The following is a 22,811-nucleotide window of genomic DNA, read 5'->3' on the forward strand; positions in this document are numbered from 1 at the left end:
CCCCGGGCTCCGGCCCCGCAGAGATCGGCGACGTATCGCACTCTCTTTCGATGGACCTTCGCTACCGGGGCTGGGCCACACCCCGACTTCACCCGTTCATGCCAATCACATTAGAGGATGCGCGGCCGCCAAAGCCCCTATTCGCTTCATTGCCCCGCGCACCCTGAATCCGACGCGGCGACACATCTCGCCCTGGACATATGCCAAGTGATCACCAGTGAAACTGTTCGGTCGCCCCATGTCCCTCTTGCGCGGGTATCACTGAATTTGATCCCCGACGTTTTCCGGAAGCGCCCGCGCGCGCCCGCAGACGCCGTAGCACCGAATGATCCGATCGAGCTACCGTGCGCCGGGCACGCGCCCCGTCCGCCGCGCGATTGCCCGTGCCCCGGCATCCGAAAAGCGTCCCCTTGGGCCATGTCCGACGGCGAGCCCGGAGACGGAGACGACCTCGCCTTGCCGGTTGGGGAGATCCCCGGGTCGCTGAGTCTGCCGGCCGGAAGGGGACCAGCCCTCACCGGACGACGAGGCGTGGGGTTCCTCCGCGGCCTCGTTCCTGTCGGACATATCGCTCCTCGCCCACTGATGCCGATCTGCGGGACCGGGCGGTCCGACGGCCGGGGAAGGGCGACTGCCTGGACGTGGGGTGCAGGGGCTGGGGCTGGGGTGCCAAGTGCCGGGTGCCAGGTGCCGGATGCCGGGTGCCAGGTGCCGGGTGCTGGGCAGCGCGAGGACACTCGTTCTCCGCACCCGGGCCGGGACCGGACGCACGTAGGATCCCGGTGTGGCGATTACGTACGAGTGGCGGGGCGACTTCGGCAACGCGGTCCTCGACGCACTGCACGCGGAAGGGTTCGGCGGTCCGGCCACCGGGACCGACTGGCGGGCACGCCTGGAACGCCACAGCCTTGGCTGGGTCTGCGCGCGGGAGGGCGGCGCACTGATCGGGTTCGTCAACGTCCTCTGGGACGGCGGTGCCCACGCCTTCCTGCTGGACACGGTGGTGGCCCGCCACCACCGGTCACGCGGGGTCGGTGCGGCCCTGGTCGCCGCCGCGGCCGAGGAGGCCCGCGCGGCGGGGTGCACCTGGCTGCACGTCGACTTCGAGGAGCATCTGCGTACGTTCTACATCGACGTCTGCGGCTTCCGGACGACCCCGGCGGGGCTGATCGCTCTCTGACGCAGGGCAGGGTTCGCCCTCGGACTCGTCGCCGGATTCGTTGGCGGCTTCGGCGGCCGTCCGCGACTCCGAGTCCTGATCGCTCCTCATGGCGCGAGTGCTCGTTGGTCCGCGCGCGACGGGTCGGGTTGCGCGTTGATGCCGGATGAGTTGGGGGTGTCGTTCCGGCGGGTGGTGCCACCCACAGGGGTGGGCCGTCCGCGGGGTGGGGGTCGGCGCGGGGCCGGCGATCGTGCCGTCCTGGCCGCGATCGTCTTCGTCGGCACAGCGGCAACCCCCTTCTGCCACCGACGCCTGGTAGGTCATCAGGCAGGTCAGCGGCAAACCGCTGCAAGCAAGGCAGGAATGAGGGAGACCGCGGCAGCGGCCGCTGAGAGATCGGCGGCCAACGACCGGATGAGGCGCCGTTGAAGGCCGGAAGACGCCTCAGCCTGCACGCTCGTCGCCGCGGCCCGCGTATGACACCGTATGGCATCAGCGCATACGGCGGAGAAGTCATGCAGCGAGTCCCGGAAAGATGTGTCGAACCAGAGGAAGTCGGCCTCCTCCCCGGCGTGAGTCCGCAGGACCAGGCCACCCCGCCACGAGTTGCGGCGGACATCCTTCACATCAGAACAAGGCACCCCCACACGCCGCCACACGCCATGACGAGCAATCGCTCCTGGCCGGAGTACCACTCTGATCAGCGAGCAACGCCGCAGCGACGCCAAAGCCGGCACCGGGGCGCACACCAGGGCGCGCTCCACTCCGTCGGCCCACGGATCCACCGCGATCACGATGCCGGCACTGAGCGCGGCACAGCACCGCCCCCTCAGGGGCCCTGCACGCCACCAGCGTGCCGACGTGATCCGGCCTCGCCGGTCCGGCCGGTAACCCGCACCCGCCGCACTACCCGGGTGCCGGGCCCGTACCGGTCATCCTGCCCTGATTGCCACAGCCCCCTCGCCATGAGCGTGTCTCTGTCGCCACCGGAGGAGACGGCTTCCGAGTGGCGACAGCGAATGGACGGCGTCGGAGGCGCCCACGGGCTGGGAAGGCAGCCCGGTCGGGCCGGTCCGAACCAACGGCCCTCGGCCGACCGAACGGCATGACAGCCGGCCCGCCGACCGGTCGGCCGTCAAGCGCGTCGGCCGGTCAGCCGGTCGAGCGGACGGCGCGCAGGATCAGGTCGGTCACGGGTCCGGGGTCGCTCACGGAGACCGCGTGCGGTGCGCTGACCCCGACCGTGTGGGCGCCGGCGCGCTCGGCCATCCATTCCTCGGCGGCCGGCGGGATGTTGCGGTCCTCGGTGGCCACGAGGTACCAGCTGGGTATCTCCTTCCACGCAGCCGCGGTGGCCTTGCCCTGGAGCGCGGCAAGGGCGATCGGGCGCTGGCCCACGGCCATCACCCGGGCGGTCCCGGCGGGCACTCCTGCCGCGAACTGCCCCTCGAAGAGGTGCTGTTCGATGATCAGCTCCTCGCCCTGCCCGCCTCCGGGAAGCGGGTAGTGCTGGGTGGTGGTCGCCTCGCCCAGGGTGCTGCCGGGGAACTTCCCGGTGAGTTCCAGCGCGCTCTCGCCGATGTCCGGCACGAAGGCCGCGATGTAGACGAGGGCCTTCACCTGCGGGGCGCCGGAGGCGGCGATGCTGATGACCGAGCCGCCGTACGAGTGGCCCACGAGTACGACGGGTCCCTGGACGCTGTCCAGCACGCTGCGGATGTAGGCGGCGTCGCTCTCCAGTCCGCGCAGCGGCAGTGCGGGCGCCAGGACGGAAAGGCCCTCCTGCTGGAGGCGCTCGATCACCGAACTCCAGCTGGAGGCGTCGGCGAAGGCGCCGTGGATCAGGACGACGGTGGGGCCGGTCGAGGGGGACATGGGGCAACTCCTGGTGAACCGTGGTGAGGACAGGGGTGACCGGCCGGCCGTGGTACGGCCGGGCGTTCGCAAAGGGGGAAGCGGCGGGGCTCCGGCGAAGGCCTCGTCCAAGAGGCCGCTCGACGGGGCAGCGTCAGGCGCGGACCAGCGGGGTGTCGACCAGATGCTCCGCCAGGAACCACGCCTGCAGTTCCCCGGTCCGGACGACCTGCGAGACCAGCAGGTCGTTGGTGCCGTCGTCGCCGAGTTCGATGGTCCGGGCCGCCGCGTCGTGGGCGTCCACGAGGATCGACTCGTGCGCCTCCAGCAGCCGGGAGAGCATCGCCGGCACCTCCTCGACCCCGTCCGGAGGCCGCGGGATCGAGGTGATCTCGGCTACGTGCCGGGGGTCGCCCACGGCGACCCCGCCCAGGGACTGGACGCGTTCGGCGATGGTGTCGACGAGTTCGAGCTGCTCACCCGCGTGCTTGTCGAGTACCAGGTGCAGTTGGTAGAAGGTCGCGCCGCGCATCAGCCAGTGATGCTTCTTGTAGAGGCCGTAGAGGATCTGCGTGTCGGCCAGCACCTTGTTGAGTCGCTGGCAGGAGTACATCCGCGCCTCGTAGGTGAGGCCGATCGGGAACTGCTTGACCGTGCCGAACTCCTGGATCACTTCGCCCTTCTGGTGCAGCCACGGCTGGCTGCCGCTCGCGGACGGGGACGGGTGGGTCATGGGTTCCTCCTGCGGTGCCGTGCTGTGCGTCGTGGGGTGCGTGCGGTGCTGTGCCGCGCCCGCACTCCGGCGACGTTAGGTGCCCGAGCCGGCAGCACGAGTCCCGCAGTGCATGCGGTGATGCCCGTCAGCGCACAGGGCGTGACCGGCACGAAAGCGGTGCACTCTCGGAACGCATCGGGTGCGCTGCCGGAACACGCGTACGCACCGAATTCTCCTAATCTCCTGACGGAGCGATCGGGGGCCACCTGTTCCACGAACGCCGCTGACACGGCGAAGAGTTGTCCTCTTCCTCTTTCCCTCTCCCTCTCCCTCTCCGTCGCCGTCGTCCCGAACGCATGCGACAGGCAAGCCGGGCCGGGCCGAATTCGTGACCGGCCGTCGAGCGCACGCCGGTACGGACACCGGCACGCACGGAAAACAACACATTTCCCACTGCAGGAGGTTGTCCAAAGGTGTCCACGATGCCGGTCGGAGGGCTGGTCCCCAGCGCCACCGAAAACGCTGCGGACCTCATCGTCCGCAATGCGAAGATCCACACCGGCGACCCGGGTCGCCCGCAGGCCGGGGCCCTCGCGATCCGCGACGGCGTCATCACGGTCGTCGGAGACGACAACGACGTGGCGCCTTTCGTCGGCCCGGCCACACGGGTGGTCGACGCACTCGGCCGCCGGATGATCCCCGGCCTCAACGACTCCCACCTGCACGTGATCCGGGGCGGGCTCAACTACGTGCTGGAACTCCGCTGGGACGGCGTCCGTACCCTGCGCGAGGGCCTGGCGATGCTCCGGGAGCAGGCGGCCCGGACCCCGAAGGGCCAGTGGGTGCGGGTGGTCGGCGGCTGGTCGGCCGAGCAGTTCGCCGAACGACGGCTGCCGACCGTCGCGGAGCTGAACGCCGCCGCACCGGACACCCCGGTGTTCGTGCTGCACCTGTACCAGTCGGCGGTGCTCAACCGGGCGGCGCTCAAAGCGGCCGGGCACACCAGGGACACCCCCGATCCGAAGGGCGGGCAGATCGTCCGGGGCCGGAACGGCGAGCCCACGGGCATGCTGCTGGCCGCGCCGAGCGCGCTGATCCTCTACTCGACGCTGGCCAAGGCGCCGGTGCTGGAGGGTGAGGACAAGAAGATCTCCACCCTTCACTTCCTGCGGGAGCTGAACAGGTTCGGCCTGACGTCGGCGATCGATGCCGCGGGCGGTTTCCAGAATTTCCCCGAGAACTACAGCACCGTCGCCGAACTGGCCGAGGAAGGCCGGTTGTCGCTGCGGATCGCCTACCACCTCTTCCCGCAGACCGCGGGCCAGGAAATCGACGACCTCACGCGCTGGATCGAGATGACGCGCGCCGAGGACGGGGACGAATGGCTGCGTCTCAACGGCGCGGGCGAGAATCTCACCTGGGCGGCGGCGGATTTCGAGAACTTCGCCCAGCCGCGTCCGGAACATTCCCCGGACTACGAGGTCGAGTTCGAGAAGGCCGTGCGTCTCCTCATGGAGAACGGCTGGGGCTTCCGGCTGCACGCCACGTACGACGAGACGATCCGCCGGGACCTCGCGGTGTTCGAGAAGCTGGCCGCCGAGGGCCTCTTCCCTGCCGGGAACCGGTGGCTCTTCGACCACGCGGAGACCGTCTCGACGGACAGCCTCGACCGGGTCGCCGCGCTGGGCGGCGCCATGTCCGTACAGAACCGCCTGTCGTTCCAGGGCGAGGCGTTCCTGCGCCGTTACGGACCCGGCGTCGCCGCGGACGCCCCTCCGGTACGGGCCATGCTGGAGCGCGGGCTGACCGTCGGTGGCGGCACGGACGCCACCCGGGTCTCCACGTACAACCCGTGGATCGCCCTGCACTGGCTGGTCACCGGGCGCACCGTCGGCGACGTGGTGCTGCGTCCGCCGCTGAACCGCGTCGACCGGGCGACGGCGCTGGCCATGTTCACCCGGGCGGGTGCGGAGCTGACGGGCGAGCAGGACGTCAAGGGCGTGCTGCGGCCGGGCTGCTTCGGTGACCTCGCGGTCCTCTCCGAGGACTACTTCGACGTCCCCGACCAGGACATCGCGCACATCGAGTCGCTGCTGACCGTCGTCGGCGGCCGGATCGTCTGGGCCACCGGCGAGTACGAGGGTCTGGACGAGGAGTTGCCGCCGGTCAGCCCGGTGTGGAGCCCGGTCACCCGTTTCGGCGGCTACCAGGCCGCCCCGCGCACGGGCCCGTCGGGCGCCCGCCAGGCCGAGCTGCTCGGTCAGGCCGTCGCCGAGTCCGAGCAGCACCGCCAGTGGCGCGCCCGGCGCGGCCTGGCTCCGGAGACGGACAGCCCGGTCTTCGACCCCTGCTTCTCCCTCTGACCTCCCCTTGTTCTCCCGGGAGGGGACCGGTCACGAGCCGCCCCTCCCGGGGCACCACCGCACCACCTCGTCCCCGCGCCGGGCGGCCGTCCGCGCGCGTCCCACTCCTGGAAAGGTTCTCCCATGGCCGACATCTCCGAGGTCACCGCAGTCCCGAGCGACGCCCTGCTGACCCCCGACAACTGCGCGGTCCTCTTCGTGGACCACCAGCCGCAGATGTTCTTCGGTACGGGCAGCGGCGACCGCACCGCGATCATCAACGCGACGGTGGGCCTGGCGAAGGCCGCCAAGGTCTTCGACGTCCCGGTGGTGCTGAGTACGGTGGCCGCCGAGTCCTTCTCCGGCCCGCTCATGCCGCAGCTGGCCGACGTCTTCCCGGAGCAGAAGATCATCGACCGCTCCACGATGAACGCATGGGAGGACGTCGCGTTCGTGGAGGCCGTCAAGGCCACCGGCCGCAAGAAGATCGTGATCGCCGGTCTGTGGACCGAGGTCTGCGTCGTCCTGCCCACGCTGTCCGCGCTCGCGCAGGGGTACGAGGTCTACGTCGTCGCCGACGCGTCCGGCGGCGTGACCCCCCAGGCCCACGAGCACGCCGTCCAGCGGATGGTCCAGGCCGGCGCCGTCCCGGTCACCTGGGTGCAGGTGCTGCTCGAGCTCCAGCGCGACTGGGCGCGTACGGAGACGTACCTGCCGGTCATGGACGTGGTGAAGGAGCACGGCGGCACCTACGGTCTCGGGGTCGTCTACGCGCAGGCCGTCATCGGCGAGCACGCGGCCGGCTGATCCGCTCCACCCGGACATCGACGAAACGTCAGGAACAGGCATGAACGCAATGGACACCGGGCTCCTGGTCCTCCGTCTGGTGGTGGGACTCCTCATCGCCGGACACGGGGTGCAGAAGGTCAGCTTCCGGCTGGGCGGCAACGGGTTCGCGGGCGGGACCGAGGAATTCCGCCACGACGGCTTCCGCGGCGGCCGTCTCACCGCGCTCGCCGCGGGCGGCAGCCAGATCGGCGCCGGCCTGTTCCTGGCGGCCGGTGCGCTCACTCCTCTGGCGGCGATGGCCGCCATGGGTGTGATGACGGTCGCCGGGACCGTCAAATGGCACAAGGGGCTGTGGGTCCAGAACGACGGATACGAGTACCCGATGGTCCTCGTCGTCGCCTCGGGTGCGCTCGCGCTCACCGGGCCGGGCCGCTGGTCGGCCGACCGTCTGCTCGGACTGGCCCCCTGGCCGCTGTGGGTCGTGGTCGCGGCCCTCGTGGCCGGCCCGGCGAGCGGCCTGCTCACCCGGGCGGTGCTGCACCGCCCCTCCGTACCTCACCCCGCCGCCCCGGAAGGAGCGACTCCTCATGCGCACCCTGCTCGTTGACGCGGCTCGCACACTGGTTCCCCCGAAAGGGGACCGGCACGGCCCGCTGCCGCCCCTCATGCTGACGCTGACGGTCGTCACCGGCCTGATCGACGCCGTGAGCTATCTGTCGCTCGGGCACGTCTTCGTCGCCAACATGACCGGCAACGTGGTGTTCCTGGGGTTCGCCCTGGCCGGTGCCGACGGTCTGTCCGTGCTCGCCTCCCTGGTGTCGATGGCCGCGTTCCTCACCGGCGCGCTGGCCGGAGGCCGGTTCGGCTCGCGGTTCGCGGCGCACCGGGGGCGGCTGCTGGCCTTCACCACGGCGCTCCAGGCGGTGCTCGTCCTCGGAGCACTCGTCGCGGTCACGGTCTCCGACGGCGAGGTCACCACCTGGGCCCGCTACACCCTGATCGTCCTGCTCGGTCTGGCCATGGGCATGCAGAACGCGGTCGCCCGCCGCCTCGGCGTCCCCGACCTGACGACGACCGTGCTGACCCTGACGCTGACGGGGCTGGCCGCGGACTCCGGCCCGGCCGGTGGCGCCGCGCCCCGGCCGGGACGGCGCGTCCTGTCCGTACTGGCCATGTTCCTCGGCGCTCTCGTCGGCGCCGCGCTGCGCACCGAGCTCCCCGTCACTCTGGGCCTGGCTCTGGTGTTCCTCGTGGTGACGTCGGTGGTCACCCGCCGCCTCTCGGCCCCGGACGCGGCCTGGGCCAAGCCGGCATGACAGAGGCGCGGGCCCGGACACCGCTGAGGTGTCCGGGCCCGCGCCCGAGCCGGGTACGCGCTCCGCTCCCGAGGGCGGGGGCCAGGAGCCGCCGGCACGCTACGCGGAGAGGCCCCGCTGCTCTCCTGCCGGCCGGCTCCGGTTCCCGGCGGGGGGCCCGGTCCGGCCGGAAAGGGCCCGGTCCGCGAAGGACCGGCCGGGAAGCGCCTGCTCCGAAGCCGCCGAGGACTGCCACTCACTGGGCGACATGCCGTAGGCATCCCGGAAGGCCCGGCTGAAGTGCGACGGGCTGACGAAGCCCCAGCGTTGTGCCACGGCGGCCACGGTGAGCCTGCGGTGCGGCGACCTGCCGAGTTCGCGCCGGCACGCCTCCAGTCTGCGGCGGCGGATCAGCCGGCTCACCGTGGTGCCCTCCTCCTGGAAGAGCTTGTGCAGATAGCGGACGGAGATGTGATGGGCGCGGGCGATCGAGCCGGGCGACAGATCGGGTTCGGCCAGGTGCAGTTCGATGTGGTCCTGGATGCGGGCCGCCAGCCGTGTGCCGGGGTCCGAGGGAGCCGGGTGCTCCTTCGCGGCGCGTTCCGCGACGAGCGCGGCGAGGAACTCCACCGCGTTGGCGACGAGGAGGTCACCCCTCGGGGACCGGTGGGCCACCCCCTCCTCGACCAGCGCCGACAAGAGGTGCGACACCAGCGCCCCCACCCCCTCCGTGCAGCGCAGCGGCGTCCCGAGGATCCGGCGCAGATCGGGTTCGGTGATCGCCAGCAGGTGCCGCGGCACGTGGAAGACCGTCATGCGGTACGCGTCGCCGGGATGCGGGAAGGCCCGGGTGCCGGGCCCGCAGAACACGATGTCGCCCGGTTCCAGGGGTACCTCGGTCCCGTTGTGGGGGACCGCTGTCGCACCGTGGACGTGCTGGGCCACGTACACCGTCTCCCCGTTTCCGGAGTCCGACAGCCACGGCGGGACGGAGACCTGTCCGAGGCCGGGGTGGACGGAGTCCCCCGGACACTGGGAGTCGGCGGGATCGTGGGAGTCGTACGAGCCGCCGGACTCCAGGACCGAGATCCGCAGGCGCTCGATCACGGCACCGGACGCGCGTCGGCCCAGCAGCGTCAGGTGCGGGCGTCCCTGGGAGGAGACCGATGGGCCCGGGAGGGAGGGGGCCACGACGTGGGCCGGCGTTCCGGCCGGTCCGTCCCCGGCCACGGAACGGCAGCACCGGTCGGCCGGTCTGTCCGCTCCCGCCCTCCCTCCCCCTCTCCCGGTGCCGCGGCCTGCCTCGGCCTCGGCGTTCGGCTGGGTGTGCACTGCGTTCCTCACGCTTGATCTCTCCGTCTTCACTGTGATCGTCGACACCTCCGCAGAGCGACCCGGGGCGCCCGCACGGCCTCCGGAGGCGGGCGGCGCGCAGGGGCGACGCGCATCCGTGCGTTCGTCCGTCGGGCGTCTCGGGGCCACGCGCGGGGCGTCGTGTCCGGGTACTTCGGATGCTGTCAGGGGGACGGGGCGCGGCGCTTCTGTCATGTGACCAGTCATGTGCCGGCAAGCTGCCGCGACGGGACTCCGCCGGTCGCTCCACGCCGCCGGCCTGGCAGGATGCCTCCAAGCGGCCTGTACGTGCGTCGCTCCGCGCCCCTCGGGGCGGGTGGTCCGCGGAGAAGGGAAGAGCACCATGGATCTCGGTACCGAGACGGTCGCCGAGCCGGAGATCCTGAGCAGGGAACACGAGCTGTCCCGGATCTTCGAGCTGGTCGACACCGCGGACGGCACCGGTTCGAAGGTGCTGGTACTGACCGGCGAGCCCGGAGCGGGCAAGAGCACCCTGGTGGACCGGGCTGCTTCCTACGCCGCCTCCCGTGGCCGGCTGGTGCTCCGGGTACGGGGCGCCGAGGGTGAGCGGGAGCTCGGCTTCGCGGGGATCCATCAGCTGCTCCGCCCCCTCCTCGGGGCCGTCGGACGGCTGCCCGCCCCTCAGGCCGAGGCGCTGCGCCTCGCGTTCGGGACGGCGGAAGCGGAACCCTCGCAGCGGCTCGACCCGATGCTGACCCGGCTCGGCGTCCTGAACCTGCTCTCGGACGCGGCCGCGGAGCGGCCACTGCTGCTCGTCGTCGACGATGCCCAGTGGCTGGATCTCGGCTCCCTGGAGGTACTCGCCTTCGTGGCCCGGCGGCTGGAGGGCGAACCCGCCGCCCTGCTGCTCGCCGCCCGGGACGAGGCGGTTCCGGAGCGGTTCGACCGTGTCTTCCCCCACCTGACGGCCGGTCCGCTGGACCGGGCCGCCTCCGTGCTGCTGCTGAACGCCCAGCCGCACCCGCCCCGGGGCCGGGCCCGGTCCCAGATCCTCCAGCAGGCGTCCGGGAACCCGCTGGCCCTCATCGAGCTCGCCCGCGCCTTCGCGAAGGACCCGAGCCGCCGTGACCGGGGGGCGATCGACTCACTCCCCCTCACCGCCCGGCTGGAGCGGATATTCGCCGCCGAACTCCCCACCCTCCCCGAGCCGACCAGGCGGGCCCTGCTCCTCGCCGCGGCGTCCGGCACCGCTCAGCTCTCGGACGTCCTGCACACGGTTCCCGGCATGGACGGCCCCGAGGTGTGGCTGCCCGCCGAACGGACGGGACTGATACGCGTCGAGAGCGGCGAGGTGCGGCTGCGCCATCCGCTCGTACGCTCCGCGATCTACCAGGCCGCCACCTTCACCGAGCGCCGCGAGGCCCATCTGGTGCTCGCCTCCGCCCTCACCGACGAACCCGACCGCCGCGCCTGGCACCTCGCTGCGGCAGCGCTCGGCCCGGACGCGGAGGTCGCGGACGCCCTGGCCGAAAGCGCGGAGCGCTCCCGCCACCGGGGCGGCTACGCGGCCGCGGCGGCCGCGCTGGAACGCGCCGCGGAACTCTCCCCGGACCGGGAGCAGCGTGCCCGCCGCCTGCTCGCGGCGGCCCTCTCGGCCACGCACGGGGGACATCCGCAGTGGGTGAACGAGATCACCTCCCGGGTGGCCACGCTCACCGACGACGTGCGGCTCCTCGCCGAGGCGTCCATCCTCGCGGGCTGGTCCCTGGCCGTGACGCTCCGGTACGACGACTCCATCGCCTACCTGCTGCCGGTGGCCGAGTCCATGGCCATCGAGTCCCCCGCCCTCGCCCTGGACGCCGCCGGAACGGCCGCGACCCCCGCGTACCGGTCGGGCAATCCCTTCCACCGGACCGAACTCCTGCGGATCACGGATCTCGTCGTGGGGGAACCGTACAAGGTCGACCGCGTCTGGGTGCTGGCCTCGTGCGCTCCCTTCACCGCCCGTGACCAGGCCATGGAGCTCTTCGGCCACGTGCTGGAGGCGCTGCCGGAGGGCGGGCTGAACGACACCATCGTGCTCGGCGGCGCGGCCTGGGCCCTGGACGAGACGGATCAGGCCGTACGCCTGCTCGGGCGGGCCATGGACCATCTGCGCCGGGCCGCGACGGCCGGTGCCAACGCGACCGTCGCCTTCTCGCTCGCCAGCTCCCTGTTCGAGAGCGGCGCGTGGACCGCGGCCCAGTCCACCGCCGAGGAGGCGTTCTGGATGGCGACGGAGGCGGGCGCGGACTACATGACCGTGGGTTCGCCTCTCCTCCAGGCCACGCTGCGCGCGGCACGCGGGGACCACGCGGGTGCCCGCGCCCGGGCCGACCGGGCCGTACGCACCGTCGACCTGCGCAAGTCGCCGGGCCTGTACGTGCTCCATCGGCGTGCGCTCGCCATGGCGGCCCTCGCCGAGGGCGACCACGGGACGGCGTACGCGCAGTTCCGGCGCACCTTCACCCGGGACTTCCACCCGGTGCCGCTGCATTACCACGCGTCCCTGTACTCCGTCGCGGATCTCGCCGCCGCGGCCGTCCGTGCCGGACAGGCCGACGACGCGCGTGCCGTGCTCCGGGCAGCCGAAGGAACTCTGCGCGGGTCACGCTCCGTCCGGCTGGACGCGATCCTGCACCGGGCCAGGGCCCTGCTCGCCGAATCCGGCGACGCTGAGGTCCATTTCCGGGCGGCGCTCGCCGACCCGTCCGCCGCTCAGTGGCCCTTCGAACACGCCCTGACGCACCTGGACTTCGGCGAGTGGCTGCGGCGCCACCGGCGGAGCGCCGAGGCGCGCCCGCTGCTCGGCATCGCCCTGGAAATTTTCGAGCGCCTCGATGCGCGCCCCTGGATCGAACGCGCCTCCGCCGAACTCCGCGCGGCGGGCGTGGCCGTGACGGCCATGGCCGCTCCGGACGCGGCGGCCGACCTGACGCCCCAGGAACTGCAGATCGCCCAACTGGCCGCGGAGGGGCTCACCAACCGGGACATCGGCGCCCGGCTCTACCTGTCGCCCCGCACCATCGGCTTCCACCTGCACAAGATCTTCCCGAAGCTCGGGGTGACCGCGCGCGGTCAGCTCCGCGACGTGCTGGGACGTGACTGACCGCTCTCTCAGGGGTCACACGGGCAGGCGCGGCACGCTGTCGATGAGACGGCGGGTGTACGGGTGCGCCGGAGCGCCGAGCACCTGGGCGGTGGCGCCCTGCTCGACGATCTGCCCGCGCTCCAGCACGGCGGTGCGCTCGCAGAGGGTGGCCACCACGGACAGGTCGTGGGAGACCATCACCATCGTGAGCCCCCGCTCCTCCTTCAGCTCGGCCAGCAGGTCGACGACCTTCACCCGGGTGGTGACGTCCAGCGCGCTGACCGGCTCGTCGGCGAGCAGGACGCGCGGGTCGCAGACGGTGGCGCGGGCGATGGCGATGCGCTGGCGCTGGCCGCCGGAGAACTCGTGCGGGTAGCGGTCGACGGCGTCCGCCTGGAGGCCGACCCGCTCCAGCGCCGCGGCGACCTTGGGCGCGGCGGTCGTACGGCTGTCGAGGCCGAGGGAGCGCAGCGGTTCCGCGACGATCGCGCCGACCTGCCGGCTGGGGTCGAGCGAGGAGTAGGGGTCCTGGAAGACGCACTGCACACTGCGCCGGAAGCGGCGCATCTGTGCGCGGTCGCGCGGGTTCAGGTCGGCCCCGTCGAAGCGGACGGCGCCGGCCGTGGGCCGTGCGAGGCCCAGCAGCAGGCGGAGCAGGGTCGTCTTGCCGGCGCCGGACTCGCCCACCAGCGCGAGGCTCTCGCCCGCGTCGACGGCGAGGGAGACGTCCCGCACCACGTCGGCGGCGGACCCCCGATAGCGTACGGCGGCGTCCTTCAGCTCGAGTACGGGCGTCATCGCGCGCTCCTCAGGTCCAGGGCGGATTCCAGCTTCCGGGCGCTGGCGACCAGGGTGCGGGTGTACTCCTCGCGCGGTGCGTGCACGACATCGTGGACCGCGCCCTGCTCGACGGCCCGGCCGTCCTTCATGACGAGGACCCGGTCGGTGACCTTGGCGACGACGGCGAGGTCGTGGCTGACGAAGAGCACGGCCATCTCCCGTTCCCGCACCAGGCCGTCGATCAGTTCCAGCATCTCCGCCTGGACGGAGACGTCCAGCGCGGTGGTGGGTTCGTCGGCGATGAGCAGTTTGGGTTCGCAGGCGAGCGCCATCGCGAGGGCGACGCGCTGGCGCTGTCCGCCGGAGATCTCGTGCGCGAAGGCGCGTGAGATCCGCTCGGGTTCGGGCAGCCGGACCTGTTCCAGGGCCTCGATCACGGCGGCGCGCAGGGGCTTGCCCTTGAGGCCGGTGCGCCGGGCGAGCGGTTCGGCGATCTGGCGGCCCAGCCGCATCAGCGGGTCGAGCGCGGTCAGCGGCTCCTGGAAGACGATGGCCGCGTCGCGTCCCCGCACTTCGGTGAGGCGCTTCTCGGGGGCGCCCACCGTCTGGGTGCCGGCGAGCACGACGCTGCCGGCCGGGGTCATGCCCTCGGGGAGCAGTCCGAGCACCGCGAGGGTGGTCAGGGATTTTCCGGAGCCGGACTCGCCGATGAGGCCGAGCCGTTCACCGCCGGCCACCGTGAAGGACAGGTCGTCGACGAGGGTCCGGCCGTCGTCGGTCCGGACGGTCAGTCCCGTCACGTCGAGGAGAGTCACGCGCGCCTCCGCCGGGTGGCCGGGTCGAGGGTGTCCCGCAGGCCGTCGGCGATGAGGTTGACGCCGATGACGAGGAGGACGAGGAGGATGCCGGGCACCAGCGCGCCGACGGGTGCCGTGGTGAAGGTGGCCTGGGCCTCCTGGAGCATGCGGCCCCACGAGGCGTTGGGCGGCGGTGCCCCGAGGCCGAGGTAGGACAGTCCTGCCTCGGCGAGGACCGCGAGCCCGAACTGGAGGGCCAGGTTGACCACCAGGGTGGGCCAGATGTTGGGCAGCACGTGGGAGAGGACCGTGCGCGGCCAGGAGGTGCCGGAGGTGCGGGCGGCGGTGATGTAGTCGCGTGCCAGGACCCGCTTGACGAGGACGCGTACCAGGCGTGCCACGACCGCGCTCTGCGCCAGACCGATCGCGAGGACCGCCGAGCCGAGCGTCGCCGAGCGCGCGGCGACGATGAGCATCGCCAGCAGCAGCGTCGGGAAGGCGATGAGGATGTCCAGCAGCGCCGAGAACGTGTCGTCGAGCCAGCCCTGCGCGAACGCGGCGAGCACCCCCAGGGTGATGCCGATGAGCGCGGCGATGGCCACCGAGCCGAGTCCGGCCTCGACGGCGATGCGGGAGCCGGTCATCACCTGGGTGAAGAGGTCGCGGCCGAGCTTGTCGGTGCCGAGCAGGTGGCCGCCGCCGGGTCCGTCGAGCCGTCCGCCGGAGGTGTCCTGGGAGTCGAACGGCAGCCAGAAGAGCGACACGACGGCCAGCACCACGATCAGTCCGGCGAGTACGCAGCCGACGATCAGGTTGGCGGAGCGGCGGGAGCGCCGCTTGACCGGGGTGGCCGCGACGGCCGCCCGGGTGGTCAGGTCGGTCCCGGTCATCGGGTGCCTCCCGAGAGTCGGCCGCGCAGCCGCGGGTCGATGATCCGCTGGACCAGGTCGGCCACGAAGCCGATCAGGAGCACCGCGAGGGTGGAGACGAACAGCACGCCCTGGATGACCGGGTAGTCGTGCTGGGAGATGCCGTTGGCGAGCTGAGAGCCGAGGCCCGGCAGCGCGTACACCGACTCCACGACGACGGCGCCGAGCAGCGTCGAGGCGAGTTCGATGCCGAGGATGGAGATCACCGGGACCGAGGCGTTGCGCAGGCCGTGCCGCCACATGGCGCGGCCGAAGGACGAGCCGAGCGCCCGCGAGGTGCGCAGGTAGTCGCTGCCGAGCACGTCGAGGGTGGCGGAGCGTACGTAGCGGATCAGGGAGGCGCTCATCACCAGGGCGATGGTCACGACCGGCAGGACGAGGGCGCGGACCGCCTCGGCGGGGTCGGCCCAGCCGTCCGGCGGGAAGCCGCCGGACGGCAGCCAGCCCGCGTTCAGCGCGAACACCGCGATGAGGATCATGCCGAGCCAGAACACGGGGACCGCGATGCCCAGCTGGGACACGCCGCTGAGCAGCGCTCCGTACCAGGTGCGCCGCTTGTACGCGGCGACGAACCCGGCCGGTACGGCGACCAGGACGGCGAGGACGAACGCGGCCAGCGTGAGCGGGACGGTGACATTGAGCCGGGCACTGATCTCGGGGCCCACCGGCAGCGAGCTGACGAACGAGGTGCCGAGGTCGCCGCTCGCCATCTGCGCGATCCAGTGGGTGAACTGCTCGGGCAGCGGGCGGTCGGAGCCGATGGAGTGGCGGGCCGCGGCGATCTGCTCGGGGCTGGCGCCGACCGAGGTGAGCGCGTTGGCCGGGTCGCCGGGGAGCAGGCGCAGCAGCGCGAAGAGCACCACGCTCGCCAGGGCCAGCGACACCAGGAGGAAGGCGAACCGGCGCAGGAGGTAGCGCGCCATCAGCCCGTCTTCTTGATGTCGTAGGCGAAGAACTGGGAGTTCAGACCGTTGAGCGGGTAGCCGGAGAGCTTGGTGCTCGCGACGACGATCTGCGGGTAGAGGTAGAGCCAGTCGCTGGCGGCGTCCTTGGCGGTCTGCTCGTTGACCTTCTTCAGCAGTGCGGTCTGCGCGGCCGTGTCGGGCGCCTCTTCGGCTTCCTTGACCCACTGGGTGACCTGCGGGTTGTCGTAGCCCCAGTAGAAGTCGGGGTTGCCGTACCAGACCAGGTCGCGGTCGTTGACGTGCTCCTGGAGGGTGGCCGAGAAGTCGTGGTTCTTGTAGACCTTCGTGTACCACTCGTCGGGGGTGATCGTGTTGATCTTGACGGTGACGCCGACCTTGGCGAGCTGCGACTTGATGAAGGTCGCGGCGGTCGGGTGCGGGTCGTAGTTGGGGGTGTCGAGGGTGAAGCTGAAGCCCTTGGCGTAGCCGGCCTCGGCGAGCAGCTTCTTGGCCTTCGTCACGTCGTAGGCGTTGACGGAAGTGAGGTCCTCGTACCAGGGGTCGGTGGGCGGGACCATCGAGCCGATCTGCTTGCCGTAGCCGCCCCAGACGGACTCCAGGAGCTTCTTGTCGTCGATGGCCGCGGACACGGCCTGGCGCACCTTGACGTCGGTGAAGGGCTTGGCCTTGTCGTTGAACGCCAGCAGCAGCTTGGTGGTGGAGTTCCCGTCGTTGACCTTGTAGGAGCCGTTGCTCTTGAACTGCTCCAGGGCGTCGGGCGACTGCTCGCTGGTGACCACGTCGACCGCGTTGGTCAGCAGCGCGTTGTTCAGCGCGGTGGCGTCCTTGTAGTAGTGGAAGACCACCTGCTTGTTGGCGGCGGCGTCGCCCCAGTAGCCGGCGAAGCGGTTCAGGCTCAGCGCGGAACCGCGGGTCCACTTGTTCAGGGTGTACGGCCCGGTACCGTCCTCGGTCGTCTTCAGGTTCTTCGCCTGGGCGTTGATGATCCAGACGTAGGAGAGGTTGTAGACGAAGGAGACCGACTTCTGGGACAGCGTGATCTTCACGGTCCGCGCGTCGGGGGTGGCGATGTCCTTGACGACTTCCAGGTTGCTCTTGCGGGCGGACTGGGAGTCGTCCGCGAGCACCTTCTCCAGGCTGTACTTGACGTCCGCGCTGGTGAGGGCTGTGCCGCTGTGGAACTTCACGCCGTCGCGCAGGGTGAAGGTGTAGGTGAGGCCGTCGGCGCTGGTCGTGTAGTCCTCGGCGAGGAGCTTGTCGACCTTGCCGTCGTCGGTGAGCCGGAAGAGGCCCTCGTAGACGTTGCCGTTGAGCACCTCGGTGACGCCCTGGCCGCCGCCGGCGGTGTTGTCGAGGTTCTGCGGCTCGTAGAGGGAGCCGATGTTGACGACCGCGTCCTTGTTCCAGGTGCCGCCGCCGGAGGCGCTGGTGCCGCCGTTGCCGCCGCAGGCGGTCAGGGCCACGGCGAGGGCGGCGACGGTCGCGGTGGAGAACACGACGTTCTTCTTGGTGCTCATGGGGTGGGGGCTCTTTCGGTGCGTGGAGCTGCGGGGTGGTGGGTACCGGCGATCAGTGCTGCGCGTCGAAGCCGTCGCGGAAGACGGGGAGCTTCTCGCCGGCCTCGATGGGCAGGTGGAAGCGGTTCTGCCGCGGCGGCATCGGACAGTTGTACTGATCGGAGAACCCGCAGGGCGGCACGAAGGCCTGGTTGAAGTCGAGGACGACCCGGCTCTCGTCCTCCGTGCGCCGCACGAAGAGGAAGCGTCCGGCGCCGTAGGTGGAGTCGCCGTTGGTCGGGTCGCCGAAGACGAGCAGCAGGGTGCCGTCGTCGTCGAAGGCGCTCAGCGTGTAGTCGCGGCCGTCGAAGGTGAGCGCGATGTCGCCCGGGACGACCAGGTCGCGGCTGCCGCCGTTGTCCCGGATGTGCTCGAAGGCGACGCGCCGGGCGCCGGGGACGGGCGTGTACGTGGCCTCCAGCACCAGGGCGGGGTCGTACGCGAAGGTGTCGACCCGGTCGAAGTCGCGGATGGCGGGCGCGTCGGCGTCCCAGAACCGCAGGCCCCGCTCGGGCTCGCCGCTGACCAGGTCGGAGCGCTGGACCTCGGTGACGGTCACGGTGTCCGGCGCCTCCGCGCGTGCGGCCTCCGCGTCCGGGGTCTCCCCCGTCGGCGCCCAGCGGGTCTCGACCAGGGCGAGGTTGCCCATCGGGGAGGTGAGCGCGCGGTGACGCTCGGCGCGCCAGGCGTCCCACTCCTCCGCCGGGTCGACGGTGGCGCGGGCGGGGGTGGAGTCGGACACGGCAGTACTCATTCGTCTAGGCGGGGCAGCCCTCACCGTCCACTACTACAGAAGGTGAATGCATGGCCAAAGCATCACCTTTATTGGTCATAAGTCCCCCTAATGTCAAACCTCGGCGCCACATAGTGAGACGACATCTCATCCCGCTCAGAGGTCGACCGACGACAGTACGGCCGACCGTGCCCCCAAGTCGCGGTGTGGAAAGGGCACTTACGGGAACCCGTGCTTCAGGCCGGTCCGTCCCCGGACCGACACTCAGGGTGATCGTCCCAAGGAGCGAGAGATGACGACGCAGTACGACAACCAGCCGACCGGTCAGCACTCCGGCGCGCCGGAACGTACCGGGACGGGCAACGTGCTGAGCATCATCGCGATGGTGCTGGGCGTGATCGCACTCCTCTTCTTCCCGATCGTCTTCGGGGTGATCGCGGTGGTCCTCGCGATCATCGCCAAGACCGTCCGCCACGAGCGGCTCGCCGGGATCGCCATCGCGGTCAGCGCGGTCGGCCTGGTGGGCGGAATGATCCTGGGCGCCGTCGTCGCGAACGCCTGATCACACCCCGGGGAGACCGCGCACCGCGACCGGGCCGCCCAGCGATTCGCGGCGAACCGGTGACGGGCGGGAGACGAGATGACCGTCTCCCACCCGTCACCGGTTGCGGGACGGACCGAACCAGTGCCCCCACCGCGCGCAAGACCCGGGGCGACCGCGGACGTCACGCCCGGGGGCCGCTTCTTCCACATCTCCGCTGACGCACCGGCAGCCCCGGCGTAAGCTGCGCTCGGCATGAACACGGCGGGGGTGCGGAGCACATGACGGCTGGATCGACGCAGAGCTGGGAATCGACCCTCGACTCGGTCGTGGTGTACGCGCAGGGCGCGGTCTGCCGTCGCCTGACGCGGGGCCGGATACCGCCCGACGGCCGGGTACGGGTGACCGGGCTGCCCCGCACGATCGACCCTGGTTCGCTGAGGGCGCGGGTGCTGGGCGCTTCCGGACCGCGCGTCACCGAGGCCAGGGTGGAGACCGGGGCCGGACGGCTCGGCCCGGACGCACCCCGGGGCCTGCGGGACGAGGTCGAGCGGCTCAAGGACGCGTGCGAGGCGGCGCGGGGGCGCCGGGACCGCATGGCGAGCCGGATCGCGGAGGTCGCGGCACTGCGCCCCGTACCGCCCCCGCGCAAGCGCGACGACCCGCAGCACCGCCGTACCCCGGTCGACGCGTGGCTGGAGCTGGCCGGCTTCGTCGACGAACGCCTGACGGGGCTCCACCACCGCCTGGCCGGACTGGAGGAAGCCCTGAGCGTGGCGGAGCACGAGGTGGAAATCGCCTTCGACCGGCTCCACCGCGCTTCCACCGACGCGCCCTCGGCGCACGTCGAGACCACGGTCAGCGCGGTCCTGACCCTCGACGGCACCGGCGAGGCGGAGCTGGAGCTGGAGTACGGCGTGCCCGGCGCCGTCTGGGTGCCGGCCTACCGTCTCGCGTACCGGCAGGGCGACGGCAGCGGCCGTCTGGTGCTGCGCGCCTCGGTCGCCCAGCGGACCGGCGAGGACTGGACCGGCGTCCGGATCGCCCTGGCCACCGCCGATCTCCGGCGCCGGACCGACCTTCCGAAGCTCCGCTCGATCCGGATCGGGCGCAGTCAGCCCGCCCCCGCGCCGGCCGGGTGGCGTGAGCCTCCGGCCGGACTCGCCGGCCTCTTCTCGGGGTACGACGCGGCGGGCCCCCGCCCGGCCGCGGCCTCGCCGATGGCCGGCGGCGCCCCGGCCGAGTCCCTCTCCGCCCCGCCGCCGCCCCCGCCGTCCGCGCCGACGCGGTCCCGGGCGAAGCACGGCGGTCCCCCGGCCCCGGGAAGCATGTCCTACGGGGCGGCGCCCGCCGCTCCGGCCGCCGCCGCTCCCGGTGGACCTGCCCACATGGCCCGCGGCGCCCAGGCTCCGGCCGCGGCACCTCCCCCGCCCCCGTCACCGCCCGCAGGTCCCCCCAAGCCGAGCAGCGCCGAGCTCGACTACGAGAGCCTCGTCCTCTCCGGGCCCGAGGAGCAGGGCGGTCGCCGGGGCCGGCTCTTCGCCGACGCGCCGTTCGACCCGGTGGTGGCCGAACACCGCCGCCGCGCCGAGGCGGTGGCCTCGCTGCCCCTGCCCGGACAGGCCGTACGGCCCCGGGAGTCGGCGGGCTCCTTCGACCACCGCTTCGACGCCGCCGCCCGGGCCGACGTCCCGTCCGACGGCACCTGGCACACCGTCACCGTCGGCGAGATCCCGGTCGGTCTGCGCGCCGAGTACCTCTGTGTGCCGTCCGTGGAGCAGACGGTCTACGCGACGCTGGTGGTTTCCAACGCAACCGGGCAAGCGCTGCTGGCCGGACCGGTGGAGGTCACCGTCGACGACGAGTTCCTGCTGACCGCCGCGCTGCCCACGCTCGCCCCCGGTGGTGTCCGCCGGGTGGGACTCGGCCCGGCCGAGGGCGTCCGTGTCACCCGTCGTACGAACCTGCACGAGTCGACCTCCGGCCTGCGCGGCAACACCACCGTGCTCAACCACGGTGTCCGCGTGGAACTGGTCAACGGGCTCGCGCGCCCCGTCCGCGTGGAGGTCCACGAGCGGGTACCCGTCACCTCCGATCCGGACGTCCGGATCGAGGAGCGGGCCGGCTGGACGGTGCCGGCGGAAAGCGCGGGGCCCGACCCGTACGCGCCGGGCACCCGTATCTGGCGACTGGACCTGCCCGCAGGGGCCACCACCGCCCTCGACGGCGGCTACGAGATCCGCATCCCGACCGGCAAGGCCCTGGTCGGCGGCAACCGCAGGAGCTGACACCCGCCATGTCCACGGCCCCGAAGCCTTTTCCCCTCCCTGTCACCGCCGTCACGTGCCTCGAAGACCGGGCCCACGTCGAGCGCACCGCCGCCCTCGACCTGCGAGCCGGGGTCCAGCGGCTCCGTCTCGGCCCGGTCGGCGCACTGGCCGTCGACCGGAGCCTGCACGCCGAACTGACCGCCCCGCACCCCGCGCACGTCCTCGACGTGCGGATCGTCCGTACGTGGACACCCCGGGGGCCGCAGCCGCTCACCGGGGAGGACTCCCCCCTTCGCCACCGGGTGCGCGCCCTCGAAGAGGAGCGGCCGGTCCTGGAGCGGCGGCGCGACCGTCTGGTCACCCGGCTCGACCTCCTCGGCCGTCTCGCCGCCGATCTGCTGCGGGAGATCGGCGAGGGCGCAGGCCACGGCGAGACCGAACACTCCCGCTGGGCCCGAGAACTGGACCGGGTGGACGAGGAACGCGACACGCACGAGGAGCAACTCCGCTCCGTCCGGGCCGAACTGGCCGCACTCGACGAGGAACTCCGCGAAGCCGAGCGGGTCATGGCCCTCGCCGAGGAGGAACCCGCCGAGCTCGTCGGCCACATCGAGCTGACCGTGGAGGCCGCGGCGGCAGGACCTGCCCGGCTGCGCCTGACCCACCTCACCCCGTGTGCACTGTGGCGGCCCGCCTACCGGGCCGTGCTCGACGGGGGCTCCCTGACCCTGGAGACGGACGCGGTGGTCTGGCAGCGGACCGGCGAGGACTGGTCGGACGTACCGCTTACCCTGTCGACGGCCCGTTCGGCGTCGGCGGGCGTGCCGCCCCGGCTGGCCGAGGACCGGCTGACACTGAGGGACCGCCCGGCGGCGGAACGCCGTACGGTCGAGGTCGACTTCCGCGAGGAGGAGATCGCCGCGCTCGGCCCGGTCCCGGTGCTCGGCCTCCCGGGCGTGGACGACGGCGGCGAGGCGCGGGTACTGAAGGCGCCGGCGCCGGTCTCCGTACGAGGTGACGGCCGCGCCCACCGCGTACCGCTCTCCGCTTTCACCGCCGCCGCGCGCGACGAGTACGCCTGCGCACCGGAGTTGTCCCCGCTCGTCACCCAGGTGGTGCGGTTCGACAACCGCTCCGGCCACGCGCTGCTCGCCGGCCCCGTGGACCTGGTCCGCGGGAGCGGGTTCAGCGGCCGCGGCACGCTGGACTTCACCGCCCCCGGCGGCCCGGTGGAGCTGGCCTTCGGCAGCCGCGACGACTTCCACGTGGTCCGCGAGGTTGAGGAGTCCCGCGACACCACCGGCCTCGCCCAGCGAACCGTGGTCACCCGCACGGTACGGCTGCATCTGTCGCGGTTCTCCGCCCCCGGGGACAGCGACGAGCGGGTGGTCGCCCTCCGGGAGCGCGTCCCGGTCTCCGAGGTCTCCGCCGTCGAGGTGCACCTGCGCAAGGACGCGTGCTCCCCCGCCCCGGACGTAATCGACGCCGAGGGCATCGCTCGCTGGGACCTCTCCCTCCCGCCCGGCGGCCGGCGCACAGTGACCCTGGTCTACGAGGTGTCGGCGAGCGCCAAGGTCACCGGGGTCTGAACGGGGGGGACGCGGGGCATGGGCTGTGCGTGAGCGGCGCGGAAGCCGGGTGGAAGCAGAACGGAACCGAGCCGTCCGCGGGTTGACGG

Annotated in this window: 18 protein-coding genes; 9 read left to right on the forward strand and 9 right to left on the reverse strand. The window is 72.1% G+C overall.

Annotation, left to right across the window (positions count from 1 at the left end; translation table 11 throughout):
• Positions 1 to 784 precede the first annotated feature (784 nt).
• Positions 785 to 1,180 (forward strand): GNAT family N-acetyltransferase, encoded by a 396-nt coding sequence (locus ACWCSV_RS04095; RefSeq protein WP_451138280.1) that lies wholly within the window; start codon positions 785 to 787, stop codon positions 1,178 to 1,180.
• 1,134 nt (positions 1,181 to 2,314) lie between these two features.
• On the opposite strand, the gene ACWCSV_RS04100 is transcribed toward ACWCSV_RS04095, so the two are convergent.
• Together ACWCSV_RS04100 and ACWCSV_RS04105 are read right to left on the reverse strand one after the other, a co-directional pair.
• On the reverse strand, positions 2,315 to 3,037 hold the full coding sequence (locus ACWCSV_RS04100) for an alpha/beta fold hydrolase (RefSeq protein WP_451138281.1): 723 nt from the start codon (positions 3,035 to 3,037) through the stop codon (positions 2,315 to 2,317).
• Between the two features lie 133 nt (positions 3,038 to 3,170).
• Positions 3,171 to 3,749, reverse strand: coding sequence for a Dps family protein (locus ACWCSV_RS04105; RefSeq protein ID WP_451138282.1), 579 nt, complete (start codon positions 3,747 to 3,749; stop codon positions 3,171 to 3,173).
• 464 nt (positions 3,750 to 4,213) lie between these two features.
• Between ACWCSV_RS04105 and ACWCSV_RS04110 the strand changes: the two genes are divergently transcribed.
• The 4 genes from ACWCSV_RS04110 (at position 4,214) to ACWCSV_RS04125 (ending at position 8,178) form a co-directional block, all read left to right on the forward strand.
• Entirely contained in the window at positions 4,214 to 6,094 is a 1,881-nt protein-coding gene (locus tag ACWCSV_RS04110; RefSeq protein ID WP_451138645.1) for an amidohydrolase, read from the forward strand.
• Between the two features lie 123 nt (positions 6,095 to 6,217).
• Complete coding sequence (locus ACWCSV_RS04115) at positions 6,218 to 6,880, forward strand: hydrolase (RefSeq protein WP_451138283.1); 663 nt, start codon at positions 6,218 to 6,220, stop codon at positions 6,878 to 6,880.
• A gap of 49 nt (positions 6,881 to 6,929) precedes the next feature.
• A complete protein-coding gene (locus tag ACWCSV_RS04120; RefSeq protein ID WP_451138647.1) occupies positions 6,930 to 7,469 on the forward strand; it encodes a DoxX family protein in 540 nt (179 codons plus the stop codon).
• Entirely contained in the window at positions 7,450 to 8,178 is a 729-nt protein-coding gene (locus tag ACWCSV_RS04125) for a YoaK family protein (protein ID WP_451138284.1), read from the forward strand. The genes ACWCSV_RS04120 and ACWCSV_RS04125 overlap by 20 nt, the downstream gene beginning before the upstream one ends.
• Before the next feature lie 99 nt (positions 8,179 to 8,277).
• On the opposite strand, the gene ACWCSV_RS04130 is transcribed toward ACWCSV_RS04125, so the two are convergent.
• On the reverse strand, positions 8,278 to 9,348 hold the full coding sequence (locus ACWCSV_RS04130) for a helix-turn-helix domain-containing protein (protein WP_451138285.1): 1,071 nt from the start codon (positions 9,346 to 9,348) through the stop codon (positions 8,278 to 8,280).
• 505 nt (positions 9,349 to 9,853) lie between these two features.
• Here ACWCSV_RS04130 and ACWCSV_RS04135 point away from each other — a divergent pair.
• The gene (locus ACWCSV_RS04135; RefSeq protein ID WP_451138286.1) at positions 9,854 to 12,619 is read left to right on the forward strand and encodes a helix-turn-helix transcriptional regulator; all 2,766 of its coding nucleotides are present in this window, start codon (positions 9,854 to 9,856) and stop codon (positions 12,617 to 12,619) included.
• Between the two features lie 15 nt (positions 12,620 to 12,634).
• On the opposite strand, the gene ACWCSV_RS04140 is transcribed toward ACWCSV_RS04135, so the two are convergent.
• Genes ACWCSV_RS04140 through ACWCSV_RS04165 form a run of 6 tightly spaced genes read right to left on the reverse strand, consistent with a single transcriptional unit; the run spans position 12,635 to position 18,343 of the window.
• Complete coding sequence (locus tag ACWCSV_RS04140; RefSeq protein ID WP_451138287.1) at positions 12,635 to 13,399, reverse strand: ABC transporter ATP-binding protein; 765 nt, start codon at positions 13,397 to 13,399, stop codon at positions 12,635 to 12,637.
• Positions 13,396 to 14,196, reverse strand: a complete 801-nt coding sequence (locus ACWCSV_RS04145; protein ID WP_451138288.1) for an ATP-binding cassette domain-containing protein — start codon at positions 14,194 to 14,196, stop codon at positions 13,396 to 13,398. Before ACWCSV_RS04145 ends, ACWCSV_RS04140 begins: the two co-directional genes overlap by 4 nt.
• A complete protein-coding gene (locus ACWCSV_RS04150) occupies positions 14,193 to 15,068 on the reverse strand; it encodes an ABC transporter permease (RefSeq protein ID WP_451138289.1) in 876 nt (291 codons plus the stop codon). Before ACWCSV_RS04150 ends, ACWCSV_RS04145 begins: the two co-directional genes overlap by 4 nt.
• Positions 15,065 to 16,030, reverse strand: a complete 966-nt coding sequence (locus ACWCSV_RS04155; protein ID WP_451138290.1) for an ABC transporter permease — start codon at positions 16,028 to 16,030, stop codon at positions 15,065 to 15,067. The genes ACWCSV_RS04150 and ACWCSV_RS04155 overlap by 4 nt, the downstream gene beginning before the upstream one ends.
• A complete protein-coding gene (locus tag ACWCSV_RS04160) occupies positions 16,030 to 17,550 on the reverse strand; it encodes an ABC transporter substrate-binding protein (protein WP_451138291.1) in 1,521 nt (506 codons plus the stop codon). The genes ACWCSV_RS04155 and ACWCSV_RS04160 overlap by 1 nt, the downstream gene beginning before the upstream one ends.
• A gap of 52 nt (positions 17,551 to 17,602) precedes the next feature.
• Positions 17,603 to 18,343: a DUF1684 domain-containing protein gene (locus ACWCSV_RS04165; protein WP_451138292.1), complete on the reverse strand. Its 741-nt coding sequence runs from the start codon at positions 18,341 to 18,343 to the stop codon at positions 17,603 to 17,605.
• Positions 18,344 to 18,614: 271 nt separating this feature from the next.
• Here ACWCSV_RS04165 and ACWCSV_RS04170 point away from each other — a divergent pair, with 271 nt between their 5' ends.
• The 3 genes from ACWCSV_RS04170 (at position 18,615) to ACWCSV_RS04180 (ending at position 22,722) form a co-directional block, all read left to right on the forward strand.
• Positions 18,615 to 18,884, forward strand: coding sequence for a hypothetical protein (locus ACWCSV_RS04170; RefSeq protein WP_451138293.1), 270 nt, complete (start codon positions 18,615 to 18,617; stop codon positions 18,882 to 18,884).
• Between the two features lie 260 nt (positions 18,885 to 19,144).
• The gene (locus ACWCSV_RS04175) at positions 19,145 to 21,151 is read left to right on the forward strand and encodes a DUF4139 domain-containing protein (RefSeq protein WP_451138294.1); all 2,007 of its coding nucleotides are present in this window, start codon (positions 19,145 to 19,147) and stop codon (positions 21,149 to 21,151) included.
• 8 nt (positions 21,152 to 21,159) lie between these two features.
• Positions 21,160 to 22,722 (forward strand): mucoidy inhibitor MuiA family protein, encoded by a 1,563-nt coding sequence (locus ACWCSV_RS04180; RefSeq protein WP_451138295.1) that lies wholly within the window; start codon positions 21,160 to 21,162, stop codon positions 22,720 to 22,722.
• The last annotated feature ends 89 nt before the right edge of the window (positions 22,723 to 22,811 follow it).

The sequence above is a fragment of the Streptomyces sp. NPDC001770 genome (assembly GCF_053596135.1).